The sequence below is a fragment of the Mucilaginibacter sp. genome (assembly GCF_035492695.1).
Classification (GTDB): domain Bacteria; phylum Bacteroidota; class Bacteroidia; order Sphingobacteriales; family Sphingobacteriaceae; genus Mucilaginibacter.
This window is the reverse complement of record NZ_DATJJC010000005.1, coordinates 44,838-60,120: the sequence shown is the minus strand read 5'-3', so window position 1 is coordinate 60,120 and position 15,283 is coordinate 44,838. Positions and strand designations below refer to the sequence as shown.

Genomic DNA, 15,283 nt, shown 5'->3' with positions numbered 1-15,283 from the left:
GCCATGTCCGGCGTTTTTAAATTCAAGCAATTCGAGGTCGATCAAGCCGGCTGCGCCATGAAGATCAATACCGATGGTGTATTGCTGGGTGCATTGGCTGATGCTGATCAACCTAAAAATATTCTTGATATCGGAACAGGCACGGGTGTTATTGCTCTGATGCTGGCGCAGCGGTTTGGGACGGCGGAAATAGATGCGGTGGAGATCGACAGGCAAGCGGCTGAAACCGCAGGGCGCAATTTTGATAATTCGCCTTTTGCGGCAAAGTTAACCACATATCCTATTGGATTTGAGCAGTTTTTTGCCGAAAATCCTGGAAAGAAATATGACCTGATCGTATCTAACCCACCGTTTTATATTAATTCGCTTACGTCGGCTCAGAAAAATAGACAGGTTGCTAAACATTCGGATATAGATTTTTTTAAAACTTTGATCGGGCAAGTATCAAGGCATCTTCACGAGGTAGGCATCTTTTGTATGATATTGCCTTTAGACACAGCTGAAGAGTTATTGCCCTTGTATCGTAAATATGACATACATCAACAAAAATTAGTTTATATACGCTCGTTCCCGCTATCAGGACCGCATAGAGTGATGGTTTGCCTTGGCTTGCAAAAAACAGAAATCAAAGAGGATAAGTTTTTAATTTACGAGTCGAAGGATAGTTATTCATCGGAATATATTAAATTGCTGCAACCTTATTTTATCGCTTTTTAGTATGAAAACAACATCGATTGTATTCACCGTGCTGCTGATTATTCCCCTGGGAGGCATCTTATTATCTGCACTTAGTGCTTTAGCAGTTCAACATCCGTTTGAATCTGCAGACGGGCGACGTTTTTTGTTGTGGAGCTTTGCAAGCGCAGCAATAGTTTACTTTATATTTTTAGTTATCGCTCTTGTGCTTAATATCATGAGAAGATATTATGAAAATAGTATTATGTGCGCTACGCTTATCCTTGGGTATATTTTGGAATTGGTGATGCATTTCGGCACAAGCTTTCTTCTTCAATGGTCAAGATAGGCCTCCTTTCCGACACTCACGGCTATCTTGATGACTCCGTTTTCAAACATTTCGAAAACTGCGATGAGATATGGCATGCCGGAGACTTCGGCAATATAGAGCTGGCAGATAAGCTGGCTGCGTTTAAACCCCTGCGGGGAGTTTATGGCAATATCGATGGGAAAGACGTCCGGATAACTTACCCGGAACACCTGCGTTTTAATTGTGAACAGGTAGATGTCTGGATGACGCATATCGGCGGGTATCCCGGTCATTATAATCCGTCAATACGACAGGAAATTTACACTAAGCCCCCTAAATTATTCATTTGCGGGCACTCTCATATTTTAAAAGTTATCTACGATAAAAAACTTGGTTTGTTACACTTAAACCCTGGAGCGGCAGGGAAACAAGGTTGGCATAAAATACGTACAATGCTTAGATTTTGCATTTCTGAGGAAAAAATACATACCTTAGAGGCCATAGAATTGCAAAAATAGTAATGTATTAAATACACTAAGTAAATGAAGATAGCTAAAACTTTAGGCCAGTTCATTATTGAAAAGCAGGCTGACTTTCCGTACGCTAAGGGTGAACTTTCGAGACTGCTGAGAGACATCGGTATTGCCGCTAAAATTGTCAACCGCGAGGTGAATAAGGCAGGCCTTGCGGATATATTGGGGGAGAACGGAACCACCAATATCCAGGGCGAAGGACAAAAGAAACTGGACGTTTACGCCAACGAGCAATTCATTTCTGCCCTGAAACATGGCGGGGAATGCTGCATTGTGGCGTCGGAAGAAAATGATGAGTATATTCATCTTGACACCGATGTTTCCACCGACGCAAAATATATTGTCGCCATCGACCCCTTAGACGGCTCGTCAAACATCGACGTAAACGTAGGTATCGGCACGATATTTTCTATCTATCGCCGTAAATCGACCAAGGGCCGTGCTGTTTTGCAGGACGTACTGCAACGTGGCGTTGAACAGGTGGCCGCGGGCTATGTAATTTACGGATCGTCAACCATGCTGGTTTATACTACGGGTAAAGGGGTTAACGGCTTTACGCTCGATCCGTCTATCGGTGAGTTTTGCCTTTCGCACCCGGAGATGAAAATTCCTAAAGATGGAGTGATCTATTCAATTAATGAAGGCTATTATGTTCATTTTCCTGATGGGGTGAAAAAATATATAAAATACTGCCAGGTTGAGGATGATAAGACCAAGCGCCCCTATACTTCGCGCTATATCGGCTCGATGGTGGCGGATATCCACCGTAACCTGATCAAAGGCGGAATATTTATTTACCCGATAACGGCCAGTGCGCCCAAAGGCAAATTGAGATTGGTTTATGAGTGTAACCCGATGGCCTTTATCATAGAGCAGGCCGGCGGGAAGGCCAGCAATGGTTACGAACGTATACTTGATTTGGAAGTAACTGAATTACACCAGCGTTCGGCCATATTCATTGGCTCAGAAAATATGGTGCTTAAAGCCGAAGAAATGATGGCTTATTTTTCTCCGCAGGTAACCAAAAAAACTTTTGAGGGCTTAGTGGCGATACAGTGATTTTATGGTTTACACCTGTTTTAAGTAAGGTATTGATAGACAGTAAATTAACTACAAAATACCCTGAATTGTGTTAACCGTGTTAACCCGGCACTACCCGTTCCGTAAGATCGGGCGAAATACAATCAGAATTTGTGCCGATTTTCTGGTGTCCGGACTAATCACAACAGGTTAGTCCGCGCTGCCTCAGCTTCAAAAACGGAATCTATCAGCAAATCTTTCTGTTTTGCCGCAGCTACTGCCAGTTCATCGCAGCGCTCATTTTCGGGGTGCCCTGCATGCCCGCGTACCCAAACGAATTTGATCTGGTGAAGCTTACTTACTTCGAGATAACGAAGCCACAGATCTTTGTTCTTTTTATCCTTAAAGCCTTTTTGCAGCCAGCTATATACCCATCGTTTTTCGATAGCGTCGATCACATACTTAGAGTCAGAGTAAATAGTAACGGATTGATTGAGGCTTTTCAGCGCTTCCAGGCCCTTGATCACAGCTAACAATTCCATGCGGTTGTTAGTGGTTTTACGGAAGCCCTGGGAAAGCTCCTTATAATGTTTGCCTGAACGCAGGATAACGCCGTAGCCGCCCGGTCCCGGGTTCCCGCTTGATGCGCCGTCAGTAAATATTTCGATCATTTGTTAGTTCGTGGATCAATGGTTAATAGTTCATGGCGACTTGCATATCTATTATCAAAGTCCGATCTGCCAAAATTATAAAATATTACAGGCTATGATCTACTAACCATCAACTATGAACTAATTAATTTTCTTCACCTTCAGCCTCAGCGAATTGCCAATGACCACCACATCGGAAAATGCCATGGCAAGGGCGCCGAACATCGGGTTGAGAAAACCAAATGCAGCAATAGGTATGGCAACAATATTATAAGCGAATGCCCAAAACAGGTTTTGCTTAATGGTGATTAACGTGTGCCTGCTTATCTGCAGAAATTTTACCAGCGAAAACAGGTCGGTGTTTAGCAGGATGACTTTGGCCGACTGTATGGCCACCTGGCTCGAGTCGTTCATCGACACGCCTACGTCGGCCTGGGTGAGGGCGGGTGCGTCATTAATGCCATCGCCTACCATAATAGTTTGGCCCTTCTTTTTATAAATGTCGATAACAGTTAACTTTTCTGACGGTAGTTTTTCTCCATGAACTTCTTTGATACCTAATGCTGCGGCAACTTTTTCACACCTGCTCTGCCTGTCGCCGCTTAACAGTACAGGTTTAACGCCCATACTTTTCAACTGGCTTATCAAAGCAGCTGCTTCAGGTTTTATCTCGTCATCTATTTCTATCTGCGCCATTAGCACCTGATTTTTATACAGCGACACATTAAATAAAGCGTCTTGATTATTGCCTTTTGAAGCCCCAAGGAAATAATGGTTCCCATCCACATCCCCGGCACGCATACCTAAGCCCTTTTCCTCGGTTACCGATCTTAATATCAATTTTTGTTGCGGAAGGTCCCTGAGGCCATCCACCAGGGAACGTGCGATAGGGTGATTAGACCGCTCTTCAATAGCTGTGATCGTTCCCCTTATTGATTCGATATCGAATCCTGCTTCGGCTTTTACATTGTTTATCCTGAACTTTCCGGTAGTTAAAGTGCCGGTTTTATCAAAAACAATGTATTTTGCCCGGGTTACCGCCTCAACAGTATCGCCGCCTTTGATCAGGATGCCATTTTTTGCCGCCCGACCCAGGCCTACCATAACGGCAGTTGGTGTGGCCAGTCCCATGGCGCAAGGGCAGGAGATAACCAATACCGCTATAGCATTCATCAGGGCATGTTGTAAGCCGGCATGACCCACCAACCAGGTTAGTATAAAGGTGACAATGGCAATAATGATAACGGCCGGCACAAATATGGCTGCTACCTGGTCGCCCGTTTTCTGAATTGGTGGCTTTGCACTTTGCGCTTTTTTCATTAATTCGATTATCTGCGCCAAAACGGTGTTCGAGCCCACCTTAGTAGCCATCATGGTGATATTGCCATGCTCTACGATAGTGCCGCCTATCAGTTTATCATATTTGCCCTTTTCCACCGGGATGCTTTCGCCCGTCAGCATGGATTCGTTGACAGATGCATTACCCGAAAGTACATCGCCGTCGACGGGTATTTTGTCTCCGGTATTCACCTGTAACGTATCTCCCGCACGCACTTCTTTCGCATTAATTACCTCTATCTGCGCATTTATTATGCGATTCGCACTAACCTGTTGTATCCGGATAAGGTCCTTTACGGCCGAGGTGGTTTGCGTAACTGAACGCTTTTCGAACAGGTTGCCGAGCAATACCAGGGTGATAATGGTTGCACAGGTTTCGTAAAACTGGTAGCGCATTCCCAAATGCTGCAGGGTGCCGATCAGGCTATAAATAAATGCGGACGACGAACCGATAAATATCAGTACATCCATATTGGGTACACCGCCTTTAACCGAATGCCAGGCGCTTTTACCGAAATGCATGCAGCCCACAGTAAAAACGGGCAGGCACAATGCAAACTGCGCCCATGGATCGGATAAAAAATGCCAGGGAAGCAACATCGAAATAAGAAGGGGTACGGTGAATAGCGCACAAAAGATCAGTTTGTTTTCGAGCTTTTCATAAAACCTTTCCTGGTGTGTTGCTGCATCATCTAAAACTTTATAGCCTAAACCCTCGATACCTTTAATGGCATCCTTAACCGCCGCATCATTATCAGCCGAAAATTTTACCTCCTCGGAGGCGAAATCCACCAGGATATCATGGAACCCCTTTTTCTCCAGTAATTTATGAACCGAAATGGCGCAATTGTTACAATGCATCCCGGTCACGTTCAGTTCAACTAATTGCTCAGCCATAAATACAAATTTCGGCAATAAATAACCGCCCGCCCGTAAGTTGAATGTAATATTAAAAATTTGCTTGACTTTAGGCCGTAATTATTTACATTTGCAACCTCAAAACGGTAGATGTAGCTCAGTTGGTTAGAGCACTAGATTGTGGTTCTAGGGGTCGTGGGTTCGAGCCCCATCATTTACCCTTCGTGGGACGAAATCTTTACTAAAGATTCTTCGTCCCATTTTTTTTGACCGTAATTTTCCTTTTTCAGGTTGGACCAATAGTGAATAGTCAGTAGTGAATGGTCAATAGTCAATAGTCAATAGTCAATCAAAACACTCACTATTCACCATTTACCACTCACCACACTAAGCGTTCACGCAAAAGCCGCTTTCCGCGCAATATTTTACTTTAATAAGTTGATAAATAACATATTATTTGACACACTAAGTAGTAAAAGTGACCCATTTTTGCACTTTCCGTGAACACCCTTGATATTACCTCCTAACTATAAGTCTGTTAGATATGGTCCACTTTTAAAACAAAAGCACGCGTAAAAAACTAAAAAACCCATTCAGGTCGTAATAAAGCAACTTTGTTACCACTTCAGGCAAAATAATGCCGTTTATTTATGCTTCGTGTATCGGTGTTTTGTGGGTTTTTTAATTTATTTTTTTGGCTTTGTGACACTTAGTGTAACTTTTTATATCCGGCTAATTAGTTTAAACCCGTGAGGGGGAACCTTGCAGGAGCGAGGTGCTATATGTCACGAGCAGCCTTTACGCGCAGGCCGTTCCGTCATTCTTGCGCCGGTTGGGAACCCTTATTTTAGGCGTTTGATTTAAGTCGCCCTCGAAAGACTAAACTAAAGGGGGTACAAATATTTTTAATCTCTGCCAAAAATCATTTTATTAAAAAAAACATTTAGGTTTTTATCGCTATCGGTAAACTCCTTATGATTAACAGTAATAACCTTAGTTAGAATTGCTCTCATAAGCCCGTCAATCTCCCTTGCCATGTCAGATAATACAACGTCGGAATAGTCTTTGTGGTCAATCTTTTGTCCGTGAAAATACTTTGAACGTAAGGTATAAGAATTCTTTATATTTCGCATAATATCCATTCTTGAATCAAAACTATCACCTATATAAAAAGCTGCCCTTTCTGATATTTTATGAATAATATCGCCATGACTTGTATCCGAAAATAAGCATTCCAAAATGTTCATATACAAGGATATTTTCATCGGTTTGAACGCGGCCTGCCTTGCTGTTAATAAGAATAATATGGCACGTTCAACTCTGTTCCTAAGTCCATAACTTAACTTATGAACGAATGTCATAGTGGTGTTTGGATCGATGTTTTCAACCTTGTAATAATCTTGCTGTTTAACATACTTGTTCGCACTTGAAAGTTCCTTTGCTGCATTCATTATTTTCGCTGCTTTAACTATTTCTGATGCTGAAAATTGAACTTCGTTAAACCCCCCATAACAATTTGAATAATTTGTCACTTTATCCATAAAGATTACTTGTTCTGGCTCGGGTAGATAAGCAAACAATTGGTGAGCATTACAACTATTATCCTTCACAAACCACAAAAAGGCAATTAATTCCTGAACAGTCGCTAAGCTCTTATTTGATATTTCGTATAGTTCACTGTGATTTTGTCCTGTTTTATTTGAAAAAAAATAAGGATTATTTCGCAATGCACTGAAACTATGAATCCCTAATATTTTTTCGAAATCCAATGCAAAGTTTTTCTTTATTATGCCATCACCTTGTGTTAATAAAAACTCTTGAAAATCAACAAGTGAATCGTCTGAAATTAGTCTAAGTCCGGATGTCGCGCATATCAATTTAGCTTGCATAAGGTTTTTTTATGCAATATCCGAAAAATTATCCTCGCTGGCACACACGTGTCTCGTTTGCTTAACAGACTATTATAACAGGTAAACATGGCAAAACTTATAAATATAATCCTTCCTTTATCCTTGAACTTTTATTTTCCGCCATATTTTAAAGCTACAACAATTTACCAAAAGTCACATGCCGCACGCCCGTGCGTACCGACAGACGCAGTCACTCTGATAACTCTTAATGGACAACCAGGACTATAATCCACGTATAATTTCCCAGTACATCTTTTTGGAGTTAAAATAAGTTGCAACAATTGTCAGTTTTACGTAAAAAAAATTTACCTTTAGTACGTTCCACTCTGGGTCATATTTCTTAGACTTTGCCTGTTTCGTTTTGGTGATCTTTAAGCTTAATACCAAAGCAGGCAAATAAATGTTATTTCAACAATTTTTATAAACGATATATGCAACGGAAGCCGGTGCGGCCCCGCGATTGTTGTGTGCTTATTAACAACAACCGGTATGGAAGGGCATACGCCGGAGGGGCGGGCTAAGCTATATGTGGCGGCTATTTTAAGCGGCCAATTAAATTATATCGCAGCCATTGACAGTCAAATGCTGCGCTTAACGTATTGAACCAATTAATAAACCCTAACTAATAAACTCTAATTATTTAATTAAATGGCATTTTTAGACCATGTATTACAACCACCTGCATACGGATGGAAGGATAGTGACGGCGACCTGGTAAAGCCGAAAGTCAGTCAGATACTTGCAGAATTTTTTTCGAGGCTTAATGTTTTCAGCAACCGTAAAAACTGGTTGCCCTTTTTTAGCTGGTTTAAGGTATTATGCCTGGTGCCTTTTTTCCTGCTATACCTTTTTAAATATATGGACCCATGGATGTTGCTGATAGGTTTCCTGTATAGCATGATCATCCTCGGCACCCACGGTACCATCTGGCATCACCGGTATTGCACGCACGGCGCTTACCAGTTTCGCAACCCTTTCTGGCGGTTTTTTACCCAAAATCTTACCATCAGTATCATACCCGAGGAGATATACGCCATATCCCATCACGTTCATCATGCTAAGTCAGACCAGCCCGGCGACCCATACAATGCCGAAGCCGGTTTTTGGTATTGTTTCCTGGCCGATGTAAACCACCAGCCTATAGCCAAGGACCTTTCAGCCGATGATTATTGCCGTGTCAAGTCGCTGATGAAACATACAGGTGTAAAGGCAAACACCTATGAGCAATATCAAAAGTGGGGTTCGTATGTAAATCCATACCGGGCAGTAATGTCATGGGTGCTCAACTGGTCTTTCTGGTACCTGGCCTTTTATTTGATTGGCGGCCATGCGCTTGCTTGCAGCATATTTGGCTCGGCCGGCTTTTGGGCCATTGGCGTGCGGACATTTAACTACGAAGGGCACGGTAAAGGCAAGGATAAAAAACGCGAAGGGGTAGATCATAACCAGAAAGATAATTCCATTAACCAGCTTTGGCCGGGTATTGTAGCCGGCGAATGGCACAATAACCACCATTTATACCCTAAAAGTGCGCGAAGCGGCTTCAGGCCCCACCAGGTAGATACTGCCTGGTATTACATCAAGTTTATGAGCATGATAGGCGCCGTAAAATCATACAAAGACTCAAAAAAGGATTTTTACAAGCAATATCACCAGCCTTACCTGGAGAGTAAAAGGAAAACAGAGACCAGCAGCGCCCTGTCCGTTAACACCGCTGAACTTAGCAGCCGGATAAAAATAGGCTGATAAGTTTATCGCCGCATAAACAAAAAGGACATATCCACAAGGATATGTCCTTTTTGTTTATAAAACGGAAATTTGTTAAATTATTTTTTTGCTGTTTTATCGTTTGTGGCTATGAAAAAGAAAATAACACCTACAAACGTGGTAAGGATACCAATAAACAAGGGCCACTCAGACGTCATACCGCCTTTAGGGTTAATGGTCATAGGGTCAGAATCAACGACATTCAGCGCCGGCCTGAAATAAATAAGGCAAGTTATCAGGATAGCTATGCCTGCAAGAGTGATGAATATACTGGTTGCTTTCATTTTGTATTAATTTGGCACAAATGTAAAATAATTTTTTGTCTGTGGCGTCAATTATATCCTGTCCATTACAAAATTTACCACCCTGTCGCAGCGTGTAAGATGAAAATCAAAAAGCTGCTGCGATTTAAATTGGGTGCTCAGTTCATTTCTCAGCATTTCTTTGGCGCGATTCAGCCTTATTTTAACATTTGATTCACCGATGTTTAGCACATCCATTGTCTCGCAGGTGCTCATATTCTCTATTTCACGCATTACAAATACCAGCCTGTATTTTTCCGGTAAGGTTAGTACGGCCTTTTCCAGTATGTTTTTCAATTCCTTGTTCATAAGACTGTTTAACGGGGTATCGTTATGGGATTCTATAATTTCCTGTTTGCTTAATATTTCCTGCCGCCTTAATCGGCGTTTTTTATGAAGCAGGCTCTCGTTTATCAATATTCGTATCAGCCAGGTACTAAAAGCCGATTTTCCGGTGAAAGAACGAAGTTGCTGGTAAGCACTGATATAAGCGGTTTGCATAATATCTTCTGCGTCCATATCATCATTAATGATAGACATGCTGATCCTGAACATACGCGAGTTGTATTTCCGCATAAGGTTTTCGTACAGGTGTTTTTCACCAGCTAAAATTCGTGCTATAATTTCTTTGTCTTCGGTAGCCGGCGTTATTACTTGCTGCTGGGGCATCATAAAACAGATTAATACTATTAATGTTATTAATAGAGTATCAATAAAGTGAAAGGGTTACATTTTATTGCAAATTAGATTTTGTAACCCTTGTTTTCCGACTTCTCTCTAATAATAAAAATCAAATTTAATCATGGACGAGAAAATGAAAACGATCAGCGGCGTTCAGACGCTTTTGAAATTCACCTACGGGTTGATACCTATTGCAGCCGGTACAGATAAATTTACCAATTTACTTACAGACTGGGCAAAATATTTACATCCTTCCCTGGCATCAGCATTGCCCTTTAAACCATCGGTTTTTATGATGATAGTGGGAGTGATAGAAATAGTGGCTGGTATAATTGTATTGGCAAAGCCCGCCAAAGGAGCATACATAGTTTCCGCGTGGCTGATACTCATCGCTTTAAGCCTGTTAGCAAGCGGCAATTACCTGGATGTAGCTGTGCGCGACCTGGCAATGGCTATTGGTGCATTCTCGCTGGCAAAGCTTAGTGCAGTAACTGATCAAAATAAATAAAATGGAAAAACATATCGTAAAAGTACTTGCAACACGCCCTGTTACGCATAATGTAAAGCAGTTCGATTTTGAAAAACCTAAAGGTTACAAGTTTGTTCCCGGCCAGGCTACAGACGTATCGCTAAACAGGACAGGGTTGAGGGATGACTTGCATCCCTTCACATTTACGTCGTTGAACGATTGGGACAACCTGCAGTTTACCATTAAGCTATATACCGATCATGATGGAATGACCAATAAGCTGCAGGATATAAACGCCGGCGACGAACTTATAATCCACGATGTTTGGGGTGCCATCAATTTCAAGGGCCCTGGTTTATTTATTGCGGGCGGGGCGGGGGTAACGCCATTTATTGCCATCCTGCGCCAATTATACAGGGATGGAAATATTAAAGGCTGCAAACTGCTGTTTGCCAATAGATCGGCAGAAGATATTATCCTGCGCGACGAGTTCGAAATGATGCTCGGCGACAACTTTATCAATGTCCTGGATAAAACCGATGACCCAAAATTCCTCCGGGGGCATATCGATAAACAACTGCTTCAAAAATATGCCGCGGACGACACGCAATATTACTATGTATGCGGCCCCGATAAGTTTACTGAAGCCATGGTAGGATTTCTGGAGGAAATGGGCAAAACAAAAGATCAGATCGTAATAGAAGAATAATCCTTATAAATTTACGGCCATTCCCATCACAAAATGGCTGTATACGACTATTTGTTTGTAATAATTTTCCTGGTTGTTGCGGCTGCTTTGGCGGTAAAGGCAGGCAAACTAACACCGGGTGGGGGTACAGCAGGCGCAATAGTGGGATTGCTGGTATTTGCCGGCGGCAGGTACATCGGTTTAGGTATGCTTTCGGCCTTCTTTATACTTGGCACCCTGGCAACAAGCTGGAAAAAGAACGAGAAATCACCTTTTAAGGCGATAACCGACCGGTCGGCCAAACGCAATGCATGGCAGGTACTTGCTAATGGCGGTGTAGCTGCTGCAATGGCCCTGCTGGCGTTCCTTTTTCATCATTATGCTGATATATTCAGGCTGATGATGGCCGCGGCATTATCTGCCGCAACGGCTGATACGTTATCGTCAGAACTTGGGATGGTTTACGGGCGACGGTTTTTCAATATCGTAACTTTTAAAAAGGAGGCTAAAGGACTTGACGGCGTTATCAGTATCGAAGGGCTGTTGATAGGCATGCTTGGTTCTGCGGTAATTGCAGCTATAGTGATGCGGAGCCATGTGGGCCACCCATGGTTCATGATGATCGTTCTCACGGGTACCATTGGTAACCTTGCCGATTCTTTCCTTGGCGCCCTTTTCGAGCGGAAGAAGTACATCGGGAACGATACAGTTAATTTCCTGAATACGCTGGTAGCGGCCCTTGCTATGCTGGTATGGATAGTGCTGGCCAGGTGATCATTTCACCACCATTTGGGCAGTATTCCGGCTTATCTGCTCCAGTAATACAGTTTTGCCTGCAACCAGGTCGCGCAGCGCGCCGAGTTTGTAATGACGTACGGTTATCAGCGAGATATCCTCGTTATATTTTACTTTAAAACTGGGGGCAAGCGCAACCAAAAGCTTTTCAAAGCGCTCATATTTCAGATCAAAGCACACACTAAAGCTCAAAGCCGACGTTTGCATAATATTTACCTTAACCTGGTTTTTGGCGAAAAGGCTGAATATTTCGCTCAGATGCATCTCGGAAATAAATGAATAATCTTTCGCTGAAATAGACAACAATACCTGGTTCTGCTTCAGTATGATCACCGGCTTTTCAAACGTGGTTTCAGCAGTTTCTCTGATAATTGTTCCCGGCTCGTCGGGGTGGTTGAATGACTTTACGAGCAGCGGTATTTTGGCATTTTGCAGCGGCTTAATAGTTTTTGGGTGGATGACGCTTGCACCATAATAGGTCATTTCAATTGCTTCGGTATACGATAATTCGTCGAATTTGACGGTATCGTTAAAAAACTTTGGATCGGCGTTCAGAATCCCGGGCACGTCTTTCCAGGTAGTAACCGATTCGGCCTGCAGGCATGAGGCAAATATGGAAGCCGTGTAATCAGAGCCCTCACGACCCAGCGTAGTAGTGAAATTCTCCGACGTTCCGCCTAAAAATCCCTGCGTCACTACAATGCCTTTTTCCAGCAGTTTAGGAATGTCGTTTTGGATAGACGTCCTGGTCTTCTCCCAGTCCACATTTCCTTCCCGGTAGTTGTTGTCGGTATGGACATAGCCGCGCGCGTCGGCCCATTGCGTTTTAATGCCTGAATGATTAAGATAGGCCGCAACTATTCGGGTCGATACCAACTCACCGATCGAGACGACCTGGTCGTAAATAAAATCATAGTCGTCGTGCGGTTCGTCCTCTATCATCCAGTCGATCTCGACAAAAGTATTCGCGACTTCATTAAATATAGCGTGCGAGGGATCGAAAAGCTGTTTTGCTATATTGAAATGATAATCCTTGATCTCAAAAAAAATGTCGTGAAGTTCATCCGAGCCATCCACATAAGCTTTGGTAAGCCGTTCGAGCGCATTCGTTGTCTTGCCCATTGCAGAAACTACAATGAGCAATTGCCGGCCGGAATATTTTCTGACGATCTCTGAAAGGTTTATCACCCCGGCGGCATCCTTTACCGATGCCCCTCCAAATTTGAATACAAGCATTACCTGATATATTGGCTTATCACAGTACCTGGCCGCAATAAGGATTTAATTTGTGAATAAGGTATTAAAAGGGTTGTCTGACCCTCCGAATATGGCTTTATCTCATATTCATTATACAAAAAACTGATACCGATAGGAGTTATCAGGAAATTATTGTTGAGGGCGAATTTGGAACCCGTAAAAGAGTAGCTGGTAAACGGGCCTGTATCGCTTAACTTCTCCTGCTTCCTGAATATTTTCTCGGCAATAATTCTTAATTTCTCCTCATTCCCGGGCGACAGGACATCGCCGAGCCTGATCGTTTTCGCAGCCTTTATATCCCAGTTAATAAAGCCGGTATAATCGCTTCCGTGTGCACCACCGTCGTAGGTGTACCTGTCTATCTGCAATGTGACAAGGCTGGAGTCCTGCCTAACCACAGTTGCACTCGATTCCAAAGTATAAAACACATTCGGGTGGTCGGCGTTGCGGGTAGTATCATAATTATAAAACTGAATAAATTTTTGAACCTGCTGCTGCAAACTGGTATCGGGTTTGTCACCGGTATAATAAGCGCCGAGCAATCTTCCAACCACCGTGTCATTCAGGATTTTCTGTTCCGGAAAAAAAGGGTAGGTCACTTTTGCAACCGTACAGGAGGTGTCTGCTTTATCACCGCAGTCCGGGGCCCGTTGCTTAACAACTTTATACGTATACAGCAACGTGTCGTTTGCCGGTGCCGACTGGCCCTTAGGCGCCGACCTATGGCACGAGCATAAACAAAATACAGCAACAACCAACAAACTTATCCAGCGATTCATACCTTATAATTTTTAATTTGCTCTTTCGAAAGCGAGCCGTTCAGCCAGCCATCTTCAATGGCGGCTTCGTATTTATTATAAAATTTGATAGCAGGTTCGTTCCAGTCTAGTACCTGCCAGGTCATGCCGTTAAAGCCCATTTCCTGTGCCTCTTGTATTATCTTGTCAAATAATAGCTTGCCAACACCCTTACCCCGCCAGCTTTCAGTAACGATCAGGTCCTCGAGGTAAAGACGGCAGCCCTTCCAGGTGGAGTAACGCACATAATAAATAGCGAAACCGACAATGAACCCTTCCCATTCAGCAACATAAGCTTTCCAAACCGGGTTGGCGCCAAAACCGGCCGCTTCAAATTCTTCAAGGCTTACGCTAACCTCATCCGGAGCCCGTTCAAATAGCGCAAGTTCATTTACCAGCTCCATCAGTCGCGGGCAGTCCCCGCGTTTTGCAATTCTTAATTGTATTTGGTTATTGCTCATTTGTCAGTGATGACCGGGCCATTGTTTGATGACCCGGATAAAATGTAATTGATTAATGCCTGAATGCTGTATTAATTATTTTTCCAGTGCTTTATCACCCGCTGCCCGAATACCGTGCTCCCCAGCCGCACCATATTGCTTCCCTGTTCGATAGCGATCTTATAATCGGATGACATGCCCATCGATAAGGTATCAAAACTATTTTCCTTTCTGAAATAGCTTTGCTTAATGCCGTCGAAAAAAGTCTTCAACTCGTAAAATTCTTCCTTTATCTGCTTTTCGCTTTCCGTGTTGGTCGCTATGCCCATCATGCCGCGTATCCTGACGTGTTTTAAGGCAGCGAATTCTTCGGAACGGAGCAATTCGATCACTTCATCGAAACCCAGGCCATATTTGGTTTCCTCATCAGCTATATACACCTGCAGCAGGCAGTCGATCACCCGGTTATTTTTTTGCGCATGCTTATCAATTTCCTGTAACAGTTTAAGGCTGTCGGCAGATTGTATCATTGTTATGAACGGTGCAATGTATTTTACTTTATTGCTTTGCAGATGACCGATCAGGTGCCATTGGATATCTTTCGGCAACGATTCGTACTTTTCTACCAGTTCCTGCACCATATTTTCGCCAAATAAACGTTGTCCTGCATCATAGGCCTCCATGATCTCGTCGTTTGATTTGGTTTTGGACACGGCTATGAGCGTTACATGAATGACCGACGTTTCGTTTTTTAAGCTTTTGATGTTATCTGCTATGCTCATTTATCCGTAGT

The 15,283-nt window shown here is 43.0% G+C and carries 17 protein-coding genes and 1 tRNA gene; 9 read left to right on the top strand and 9 right to left on the bottom strand.

The window, feature by feature from the left end:
* The first annotated feature begins 3 nt into the window (after window positions 1-3).
* The 4 genes from VL525_RS01970 to fbp are packed head-to-tail and all read left to right on the top strand — an operon-like array spanning window position 4 to window position 2,577.
* Window positions 4-717, top strand: a complete 714-nt coding sequence (locus VL525_RS01970) for a tRNA1(Val) (adenine(37)-N6)-methyltransferase (protein ID WP_325382750.1) — start codon at window positions 4-6, stop codon at window positions 715-717.
* 1 nt (window position 718) lies between these two features.
* Window positions 719-1,024 carry a hypothetical protein gene (locus VL525_RS01965; RefSeq protein WP_325382748.1) on the top strand — a complete coding sequence of 102 codons (306 nt, stop codon included), beginning with the start codon at window positions 719-721 and terminating at the stop codon, window positions 1,022-1,024.
* Window positions 1,012-1,503 carry a metallophosphoesterase family protein gene (locus VL525_RS01960; RefSeq protein WP_325382746.1) on the top strand — a complete coding sequence of 164 codons (492 nt, stop codon included), beginning with the start codon at window positions 1,012-1,014 and terminating at the stop codon, window positions 1,501-1,503. The genes VL525_RS01965 and VL525_RS01960 overlap by 13 nt, the downstream gene beginning before the upstream one ends.
* Before the next feature lie 24 nt (window positions 1,504-1,527).
* Window positions 1,528-2,577 carry a class 1 fructose-bisphosphatase gene (gene fbp / locus VL525_RS01955; protein ID WP_325382744.1) on the top strand — a complete coding sequence of 350 codons (1,050 nt, stop codon included), beginning with the start codon at window positions 1,528-1,530 and terminating at the stop codon, window positions 2,575-2,577.
* Between the two features lie 161 nt (window positions 2,578-2,738).
* On the opposite strand, the gene rnhA is transcribed toward fbp, so the two are convergent.
* Window positions 2,739-3,209, bottom strand: a complete 471-nt coding sequence (gene rnhA, locus VL525_RS01950) for a ribonuclease HI (protein WP_325382742.1) — start codon at window positions 3,207-3,209, stop codon at window positions 2,739-2,741.
* 120 nt (window positions 3,210-3,329) lie between these two features.
* Complete coding sequence (locus VL525_RS01945) at window positions 3,330-5,423, bottom strand: cation-translocating P-type ATPase (RefSeq protein ID WP_325382740.1); 2,094 nt, start codon at window positions 5,421-5,423, stop codon at window positions 3,330-3,332.
* Window positions 5,424-5,530: 107 nt separating this feature from the next.
* Between VL525_RS01945 and VL525_RS01940 the strand changes: the two genes are divergently transcribed.
* Window positions 5,531-5,604: transfer RNA gene (locus tag VL525_RS01940), tRNA-His, on the top strand.
* A gap of 685 nt (window positions 5,605-6,289) precedes the next feature.
* On the opposite strand, the gene VL525_RS01935 is transcribed toward VL525_RS01940, so the two are convergent.
* On the bottom strand, window positions 6,290-7,273 hold the full coding sequence (locus tag VL525_RS01935) for a hypothetical protein (protein WP_325382738.1): 984 nt from the start codon (window positions 7,271-7,273) through the stop codon (window positions 6,290-6,292).
* A 669-nt stretch (window positions 7,274-7,942) separates the two neighbouring features.
* On the opposite strand from VL525_RS01935, the gene VL525_RS01930 reads away from it, so the two are divergent.
* Entirely contained in the window at window positions 7,943-9,040 is a 1,098-nt protein-coding gene (locus VL525_RS01930) for a fatty acid desaturase (RefSeq protein WP_325382736.1), read from the top strand.
* Between the two features lie 80 nt (window positions 9,041-9,120).
* Here the strand turns inward: VL525_RS01930 and VL525_RS01925 are convergent, their stop codons facing one another.
* Both VL525_RS01925 and VL525_RS01920 read right to left on the bottom strand, forming a co-directional pair.
* Window positions 9,121-9,345: a hypothetical protein gene (locus tag VL525_RS01925; RefSeq protein ID WP_325382734.1), complete on the bottom strand. Its 225-nt coding sequence runs from the start codon at window positions 9,343-9,345 to the stop codon at window positions 9,121-9,123.
* A gap of 51 nt (window positions 9,346-9,396) precedes the next feature.
* On the bottom strand, window positions 9,397-10,035 hold the full coding sequence (locus VL525_RS01920) for an RNA polymerase sigma factor (RefSeq protein WP_325382732.1): 639 nt from the start codon (window positions 10,033-10,035) through the stop codon (window positions 9,397-9,399).
* Window positions 10,036-10,165: 130 nt separating this feature from the next.
* Between VL525_RS01920 and VL525_RS01915 the strand changes: the two genes are divergently transcribed.
* From VL525_RS01915 to VL525_RS01905, 3 genes are read left to right on the top strand one after another with little or no spacing between them, the layout of a single operon-like run.
* Window positions 10,166-10,552 carry a hypothetical protein gene (locus VL525_RS01915; protein ID WP_325382730.1) on the top strand — a complete coding sequence of 129 codons (387 nt, stop codon included), beginning with the start codon at window positions 10,166-10,168 and terminating at the stop codon, window positions 10,550-10,552.
* Between the two features lies 1 nt (window position 10,553).
* Window positions 10,554-11,222 carry an FAD-binding oxidoreductase gene (locus tag VL525_RS01910; protein WP_325382728.1) on the top strand — a complete coding sequence of 223 codons (669 nt, stop codon included), beginning with the start codon at window positions 10,554-10,556 and terminating at the stop codon, window positions 11,220-11,222.
* A 33-nt stretch (window positions 11,223-11,255) separates the two neighbouring features.
* Window positions 11,256-11,975, top strand: coding sequence for a DUF92 domain-containing protein (locus VL525_RS01905; protein WP_325382726.1), 720 nt, complete (start codon window positions 11,256-11,258; stop codon window positions 11,973-11,975).
* Here VL525_RS01905 and VL525_RS01900 read toward each other — a convergent pair whose 3' ends face one another.
* The 4 genes from VL525_RS01900 to VL525_RS01885 all read right to left on the bottom strand — a co-directional run bounded on the left by VL525_RS01900 (window position 11,976) and on the right by VL525_RS01885 (window position 15,272).
* Entirely contained in the window at window positions 11,976-13,232 is a 1,257-nt protein-coding gene (locus tag VL525_RS01900; protein WP_325382724.1) for an aspartate kinase, read from the bottom strand. It lies immediately after the preceding gene.
* Complete coding sequence (locus VL525_RS01895; protein ID WP_325382722.1) at window positions 13,232-14,032, bottom strand: DUF3298 and DUF4163 domain-containing protein; 801 nt, start codon at window positions 14,030-14,032, stop codon at window positions 13,232-13,234. Before VL525_RS01895 ends, VL525_RS01900 begins: the two co-directional genes overlap by 1 nt.
* On the bottom strand, window positions 14,029-14,511 hold the full coding sequence (locus VL525_RS01890; RefSeq protein ID WP_325382720.1) for a GNAT family N-acetyltransferase: 483 nt from the start codon (window positions 14,509-14,511) through the stop codon (window positions 14,029-14,031). Before VL525_RS01890 ends, VL525_RS01895 begins: the two co-directional genes overlap by 4 nt.
* Before the next feature lie 71 nt (window positions 14,512-14,582).
* Entirely contained in the window at window positions 14,583-15,272 is a 690-nt protein-coding gene (locus VL525_RS01885) for a YggS family pyridoxal phosphate-dependent enzyme (RefSeq protein ID WP_325382718.1), read from the bottom strand.
* Between the last annotated feature and the right edge of the window lie 11 nt (window positions 15,273-15,283).